The organism is Methylobacterium indicum, from assembly GCF_001043895.1.
In the GTDB taxonomy this organism is placed as follows: domain Bacteria; phylum Pseudomonadota; class Alphaproteobacteria; order Rhizobiales; family Beijerinckiaceae; genus Methylobacterium; species Methylobacterium indicum.
In genome coordinates this window covers 1-6925 of the sequence record NZ_JTHF01000278.1, presented here as the reverse complement: position 1 = coordinate 6925, position 6925 = coordinate 1, and the positions used below count along the sequence as shown (strand labels likewise).

Annotated in this window: 7 protein-coding genes and 1 pseudogene; 6 read left to right on the top strand and 2 right to left on the bottom strand. The window is 74.0% G+C overall.

The annotated features are described in order from the left end of the window. Positions 1 to 504 (bottom strand): MCP four helix bundle domain-containing protein (locus QR78_RS27150; protein ID WP_048430729.1); only part of this gene is annotated, 504 nt, incomplete at its 3' end. 413 nt (positions 505 to 917) lie between these two features. Between QR78_RS27150 and croR the strand changes: the two genes are divergently transcribed. The 6 genes from croR (at position 918) to QR78_RS27120 (ending at position 6665) form a co-directional block, all read left to right on the top strand. Continuing rightward, on the top strand, positions 918 to 1379 hold the full coding sequence (croR, locus tag QR78_RS27145) for a 3-hydroxybutyryl-CoA dehydratase (protein WP_048430728.1): 462 nt from the start codon (positions 918 to 920) through the stop codon (positions 1377 to 1379). Between the two features lie 44 nt (positions 1380 to 1423). Further along, positions 1424 to 2224 carry a TrmH family RNA methyltransferase gene (locus tag QR78_RS27140; protein WP_048430727.1) on the top strand — a complete coding sequence of 267 codons (801 nt, stop codon included), beginning with the start codon at positions 1424 to 1426 and terminating at the stop codon, positions 2222 to 2224. 178 nt (positions 2225 to 2402) lie between these two features. Next, positions 2403 to 3974: a phytoene desaturase family protein gene (gene crtI / locus QR78_RS27135; RefSeq protein ID WP_048430726.1), complete on the top strand. Its 1572-nt coding sequence runs from the start codon at positions 2403 to 2405 to the stop codon at positions 3972 to 3974. After that, a complete protein-coding gene (locus tag QR78_RS27130; protein WP_048430725.1) occupies positions 3971 to 4393 on the top strand; it encodes a DUF2141 domain-containing protein in 423 nt (140 codons plus the stop codon). The genes crtI and QR78_RS27130 overlap by 4 nt, the downstream gene beginning before the upstream one ends. A 77-nt stretch (positions 4394 to 4470) precedes the next feature. Next, the gene (locus QR78_RS27125) at positions 4471 to 5457 is read left to right on the top strand and encodes an ABC transporter ATP-binding protein (protein WP_048430724.1); all 987 of its coding nucleotides are present in this window, start codon (positions 4471 to 4473) and stop codon (positions 5455 to 5457) included. Further along, positions 5454 to 6665, top strand: a complete 1212-nt coding sequence (locus QR78_RS27120) for an ABC transporter permease (RefSeq protein WP_048430723.1) — start codon at positions 5454 to 5456, stop codon at positions 6663 to 6665. Before QR78_RS27125 ends, QR78_RS27120 begins: the two co-directional genes overlap by 4 nt. A 25-nt stretch (positions 6666 to 6690) precedes the next feature. On the opposite strand, the pseudogene QR78_RS27115 reads toward QR78_RS27120, so the two are convergent. Continuing rightward, positions 6691 to 6925: pseudogene (locus QR78_RS27115) on the bottom strand (hypothetical protein); the annotation flags it as partial.

Below are 6925 nucleotides of genomic sequence, written 5' to 3'. Positions count from 1 at the left end.
GCCGGCGGCGGCGTTGAGGGCGACGAGCTTGCCGGCGGTGTCGATCGTGGCGCGATAGGTCGCGTTCATCGGGCCCCGGAAGAAGGTGTCGATCTCGGCCTGGCTCGGGAGGCCCTTGAGGCGGGCCCAGTCGGTCCGGAAGGCCGCGACCTTGGCGGTCAGGCTCCCGAAGATCTCCCGCTCGGCCTCCGAGCTGATCAGCCCCCGGTAGCGGTCCATCCGCTCGCCGAGTGCCGCGTCGAGCTCGGAAAAGTTCTTGGTCGCGAGGGTCTTCTCGGCCTCGCCGTCGGCGGTGATGAAGCGGAACTGCCAGAGCCGGGCCCGCATCACCAGGGCGTTGATCGCGTGCGCCTCGTTGATCGAGGGCACCGCGTCGTCGGCCAGGGTGGCGATGCGGGTCTCGATCGAGCCGAGCTTCCACAGGGAGAGGCCGCCCTGGGCCAGGGTGAGCAGCAGGAGGATCCCGAACAGGCCGGTCAGGCCGCTCTTCAGGGATAGACGCATGGGACAAGCCGTGGGTGAGCGATCGTCAGACGCCATTCTTGTCGCACCTGCATCGCTAAAATTTTATTAATGCATCGCAGCGTCGAAATGAAGGAAAAGAAATGGATAGGGAAAGACGAGATCAATTCTTGCTCACTTGATAGCGCCCGACCGAGCGCAATGACCGAACGGAACGCGTCGGACCGCCGAAAGCAGAGCCCCCGGTTCGCCGGGCCCGCCCCTCTCATCCGGCATCTTCCCCTCGGTCAGACGAGGACGCCCGGCCCGGCCGCCTTCGGCCACGGTGCCGCCCCTCCGACCTTTCGCCAGTGGATTTCCGCCCCCGTCCCGTGCGACCCCGTGGGACCCGGCGGGACGGCGCGGAGCCCCGCGCGCCCGGCCGCGGCCCCAGACGTCCACCGGGAGCGACGCCGATGATGCCCGAACTGCGCGTGCTGTACTTCGAGGACCTGAGCGTCGGGCTGTCCGAGACGCTGTCGAAGACCATCGCGACCTCCGACGTGGTGGGCTTTGCCGAGATCACCGGCGACCGCAACCCGATCCATCTCTCCGAGCACTTCGCCGCCCGCACCCCGTTCGGCACCCGCATCGCCCACGGCCTCTACACCGCCGGGCTGATCTCGGCGGTGCTCGGCACCCGCCTGCCCGGCCCGGGCGCGATCTACATCAGCCAGAGCCTCAACTTCCGCGCGCCGGTGCGCATCGGCGACACGGTGGACGTCACCGTCGAGGTGGCCGAGCTGGTGCCGGAGCGCCGCCGCGCCCGCCTGACCTGCACCTGCTCGGTCAACGGCGAGACGGTGCTGGACGGCGAGGCCCTGGTGAAGGTACCGACCAAGGCCGAGGCCGACCCGCTCGCCGCCCGCAAGGGCTGATCCCCATACGTCCTGGCACCCGCCAGGGCCGAAACCCGGACCGCATGACGCCGATCCCCGTCGACGACCCCGCCGACCCGCGCCTGTCCGCCTACACGCAGATGCGCGAGCGCGACCTCGTCGGGCGCGAGGGCCGGTTCATCGCCGAGGGCGAGGTGGTGCTGCGGGTGCTGCTCTCGGGCGCCGCCCGGTTCCGGATCGAGTCGGTGCTCGTCTCGCCCGAGCGGCTGCCCGGGCTGGCGCCGGCGCTCGCCGGCCTCGACGCCCCGGTCTACGTCGCCGCGAAACCCGTGATGGGGGCGGTGGCGGGCTTCCCGATCCATCGCGGCGTGCTGGCGGTGGGCCTGCGCGGGCCCGAGCCCGACCCCGACGCCCTGGTGCCGGCGGGCCCGGCCCTGCTCGTCGGCCTCGTGGGCCTTGCCAACCACGACAATGTCGGCGGGCTGTTTCGCAACGCCGCCGCCTTCGGGGCCGACGCGGTGCTGCTCGATGCGGAAACCTGCGACCCGCTCTACCGCAAGGCGATCCGGGTCTCGGCCGGCACCAGCCTGACCGTCCCCTTCGCCCGGCTCCCCACCGGCGACGCCCTCCTCGCTCTGTGCGAGCGCCACCGGCTCACGCCGCTCGCCCTCTCGCCCCGGGGCGAGGATATCGGGCGCTTGCCGCCCCTGCCCCGGGCGCTCCTCCTGCTCGGCACCGAGGGCCCCGGCCTGCCCGAGGCGCTGATGGCCCGCGCCCGCCGCGTGGCGATCCCGATGGCGCCGGGGGTCGATTCGCTCAACGTGGCGGTCGCGGGGGCGGTGGCGTTGCACCGGCTCGGGGGTGAGCGGTTGGCGCCGATCTGACCGGGCGGCAACGCCAAGGACCGCGCAGCAGACCGCCCGTCAACGCTCCGCCACACCCGCCGAAAAACCCCCGCCTTCCCCCGCCGCGACAATGCGCAACCATTGCCGACTCACCGTCGCGCACCACAACTAGGCCGTACGCACGGACATGCGTTTCGGTCTGGCAGGAGGTGGAGCGTTGTTGCAGCCGCGGGATGGGTACCGCACCCTGTCGGGGCGGCGGGCGGTGGTGGTCGGAGCGGGGCCGGGCGGCCTCGCGGTGGCGCTCATGCTCGCGCGCGACGGCGTGCAGGTGACGGTGATCGAGAAGGAGGAGTGCGTCGGCGGGCGCACCCGCACGGTGACCGCGCCGGGCGGCTACAGGTTCGACATCGGGCCGACCTTCTTCCTCTATCCGCGCATCCTGGCCGACATCTTCGAATCCTGCGGCGAGCGGCTGGAGGACCACCTCACCCTCGAGCGGCTCGATCCGCAATACCACCTCGTGTTCGAGGGCGGCGGGGAGATCAAGGCGACGCCGGACGTCGAGCGGCTCGAGGCCGAGATCGCCCGCATCGCCCCCGACGACGCGAAGAACGTCCGCCGCTTCCTCGAGGACAACCGCCACAAGCTCGCGGCCTTCATCCCGGTGCTGCAGCAGGCCTGCGACTCGCTCCGCAGCTTCGCCTCCCCGGCGATGCTGGCGGCCCTGCCCCTCCTGCGCCCGCACGCCACCGTCGACCGCGACCTGGCGCGCTACTTCAAGGACCCGCGGGTCCGCCTCGCCTTCTCGTTCCAGACCAAATATCTCGGGATGTCGCCGTTCCGGTGCCCGAGCCTGTTCACCATCCTGAGCTTCCTCGAATACGAGCACGGGGTCTATCACCCGGTGGGCGGCTGCGGCGCGGTGTCGGAGGCGATGGCGGGGCTCGCCCGCCGCATGGGCGTCGAGATCAGGCTCGGCACCTCGGTCGACCGGGTGCTGTTCGAGGGCAAGCGCGCGGTGGGGGTCGAGGCCGGGGGCGAGCGCATCCATGCCGATGCGGTCGTCATCAACGGCGACTTCGCCAAGGTCGTGCCCGAGCTCGTCCCCGAGGCGCGCCGGCCGCGCTGGCGGGACGCCAAGGTGGCGAAGGCCCGGCTCTCCTGCTCGACCTACATGCTCTATCTCGGCATCGAGGGGCCGATGCCCGAGAGCCTCGGCCACCACACCATCCTGCTGTCGGAGGATTACGCCCGCAACATCCGCGAGGTCTCGGACGGGGTGCTGCCGATGCAGCCCTCGGTCTACGTCCAGCATGCCGGCTACACAGACGGCGGCATGGCGCCCCCCGGCCATACCAGCCTCTACGTGCTGGTGCCGGTGCCGAACCTGCGCGCCGGGATCGACTGGGCGAGCGTCGGCCCCTCCTACCGGGCGCTGGTGCTCAAGCGGCTGGAGAAGCTCGGGCTCACCGACATCGAATCGCGCATCCGCTACGAGCGCGTGGTCGACCCGACCCAGTGGCGCGACGAGTTCGACGTGTACGAGGGCGCGACCTTCAACCTGTCGCACGACCTCCTGCAGATGCTCTACTTCCGGCCCCACAATCGCTTCGGGCCCGGCCTCTACCTCGTCGGCGGCGGCACCCATCCGGGCTCCGGCCTGCCGGTGATCTACGAGGGCGCCCGCATCACCGCCCGGCTGATGGCCGAGGACCTGGCCGTCGGGACGGTGCCCGCCCGCGGCATGCCGCTCGCGGCCTCTCCGAGCCTCGGGGAGGCCTCGTGAGGGGCCCTCTCGCGCTGGTCGCGCTTCTGGCCCTGGCGGGGCCGGTTTCGGCCGCCGATCTCGCGATCGAGGTCGACGGGGTCGAGCCCGGCGCCGGTCGGGTCTTCGTCGCGCTCTGCACTGGGTCGCTCGCCGAGGAATCCTGCCGCATCGGCCAGAACGGGCCGGCCTCGGCCCCGAGCCTGCGCTTCGGCTTCACCGACGTGCCGCCGGGCAGCTACGCGGTGGCGGCGTTCCAGGACCTCGACGGCGACGGGCGCCTCGGCCGGACGCAACTCGGCCTGCCGACCGAACCCTACGGCTTCTCGAACGGCGCCGGCCGGCGCGGCCGGCCGGACTTCGCCGCCGCCGCCTTCCGCCTCGCCGGACCGGGCGCGTCGCTGCGGGTGCGGCTCGCCCGCGCCCTGCCGGCCCGGTAGGGCCCGCTCCGGGTGGTTCTCCCCCGCACCGGCGCGCCTCCCTCGGAATGCCGCAAAGCCCTGCTGTTCTGGGCGTCATGACGGATGACCCCGCGGCGACGCTCCGCGACCTCGCCTTCTCGTACCGCCGCCGGCGGGTCCTCGATCGCGTCGACCTCGATCTCGCGCGCGGCGAGACCGTGGCGCTGCTCGGCCCCAACGGCGCCGGCAAGTCCTCGCTGATGCGGCTGCTCGCCGGCCGCCTCGTCCCGGAGCGCGGCAGCGTGCGGGTCGCGGGCGGCGATCCCGGGCGCGACCCGGCGGTGCGGCGCGCCATCGCCTGGGTGCCGCAGGAGATCGCCCTCTACCCGCGGCTCACCGTGCGGGAGAACCTCGAGGTCTTCGCCCGCCTCATCGGCCTGCCCCGGGCGGCCCGGGCGCCGGCGGTGGCCCGGGCGCTGGCGCGGACCGGCCTCGAGGACGTCGCCGCCCGCCTCGTCGGCGTGCTCTCGGGCGGCTACCAGCGCCGGGCCAACATCGCGGCCGCCCTCCTCGGCGAGCCCGCCCTCGTCCTCCTCGACGAGCCGACGCAGGGCGTCGACCAGGCCGCCCGGGCGGCGATCCACGCGGTGCTCGAGCGCCTGCCGGCGGCCGGCGCCGCGCTGCTCGTCGCCACCCACGACTTCGCCGAGGCCGAGCGCCTCGCCGACCGGGTCCTGGTGCTCCAGGACGGGCGCATCCGCCTCGACGGGCGCCTCGCCGACCTGCTCGCGCGCCTGCGGGCCGGCCCGCCCGAGCACGAGGTGGCGCTCGCCGAGGCCGCCGGGCCCGGGGCGGCGGCCGCCCTGCGCCAGGCCGGCTTCCATCCGGCCTCGCCGCTCGTCTGGCAGACCGGCCGGCGGGCCGGCGACGCGGTGGCGGGCGGGCGCGACGGCGCGGCGCTCCTCGCCCATCTGCGCCGCCACGGCGTGCCGGTGCGGGAGATCCGGGTGCGCGAGCCGGGGCTCGACGTGCTCTACCGCGACGTGACGGCGGGGGACGCCACTGCCAACCACCCCCGCCCCCCCGTGGAGGCCGTGGCATGATCGTCGCCGCGTTCCGGGTGATGCTGCTCACCCTCTGGCGCGACCGGGCCGCCCTGGTGATGGCCTTCGTGCTGCCGACCGTGATCTTCTGCGTCTTCGCGGCGATCTTCTCCGGCGCCGTCGGCGAGCGGATCCGCATCCAGGTCGGGCTCCTCGACCAGGCCCGCACCGCCACGACCGGACGGCTCGTCGCCGCCCTCGAGGCCGACCCGGCGCTGCGCACGACGCGCCTCGACGGCGACCCCGTGACGGCGGTGCGCCGGGGCGAGGTCGACGTCGCCCTGGTGCTGCGCGGCGACCTCGCCGCCGGCAGCACCTCGGCCGACGCGCCGATCCTCGTCGTCGAGAGCCCGGCACGCGCCCTCGCCACCCCGATCGCGCTGGGCCAGGTGCAGCGGGTCCTCAACGAGGCCCTGCCCGACGTGGTGCTGTCGCGGGTCGTCGCCGATGTCGAGCGCACCGGCAAGATCGGCCCGGACGAGCGCGCCTTCCTGGATCGTGCCTTCGCGGAGAGCCGCGAGAAGAAGGAAGCCTTCTCCTTCGCCGCCCTGGTCGCCCGGACCTCGACGGCCGACGGGCATGGCGGACCGGACGGGGGCAACGCCCGCGTCGCCTACTATGCCGGGGCCATCGCCGCGGTGTTCCTGATGTTCGCCGCCATGCAGGGCGCCCTGTCCCTGGTCGAGGAGCGCCAGTCCGGCCTCGCCGACCGCCTCGCCGCCGCCCCCGGCGGCCTGCCGGTGGTGGTGCTCGGCAAGTTCCTGTTCCTGGTGCTCCAGGGCACCGCCCAAGGGGGGCTGATCTTCGCGGCGGCGGCCCTGGTCTACGGCGTCTCGGTCGGCCCGCACGCCCTGGCCTGGCTCGTCACCGGGGTGCTGGTCGCCGCCATGGCGGCGGGCCTGGGGCTCGCCGCCTGCGCGGCGGCGCGGACCCGCCAGCAGGCCCACCTCGTCTCGACCTTCGGGGTGCTGCTGCTCTCGGCGGTCGGCGGCAGCATGGTGCCGCGCTTCCTGATGCCGCCCTGGCTCCAGAGCCTCGGCTGGTTCACCCCGAACGCCTGGGCGATCGAGGCCTACCAGGCGGCCCTGGCGGAAGGCGCCGGCGCCGCCTGGCCGGCCTGGACCGTGCTGGCGGGGCTGGCCGTGGCGGGTTTGGGCGTGGCCTTGGCCCTCACGGTGCGGCCGTCCCCCGGGCCGGCCCGGGCGTGACGGCGCCTCGGCGCCGGCCCGGCGTTCAGCCCTTCAGCCGCTTGGTGCATTCGGAATAGTAGCCGCCGCCCTTCTGGATCCAGTTCAGGCCGCCGTTGCCGGCGCCGCCGGCCGCCTTGTTGGCGTTGTACTGGTCGAGGCAGGTGTGCTGGCGGGCGCTGCCCGGCGGCTCCTTGGCGTATTTCGGGGCGACCGCCGTGGGGTAGACCGCGCCGGCCGCCGGGGCGGCATTGCCGGCCGCCGCCCCGGCGGGCGCCGCG

Coding starts and splice junctions, on each gene's coding strand:
- croR (WP_048430728.1), top strand. CDS start 918: ATGATGCCCGAACTGCGCGTGCTGTACTTCGAGGACCTGAGCGTCGGG.
- QR78_RS27140 (WP_048430727.1), top strand. CDS start 1,424: ATGACGCCGATCCCCGTCGACGACCCCGCCGACCCGCGCCTGTCCGCC.
- QR78_RS27125 (WP_048430724.1), top strand. CDS start 4,471: ATGACGGATGACCCCGCGGCGACGCTCCGCGACCTCGCCTTCTCGTAC.
- QR78_RS27120 (WP_048430723.1), top strand. CDS start 5,454: ATGATCGTCGCCGCGTTCCGGGTGATGCTGCTCACCCTCTGGCGCGAC.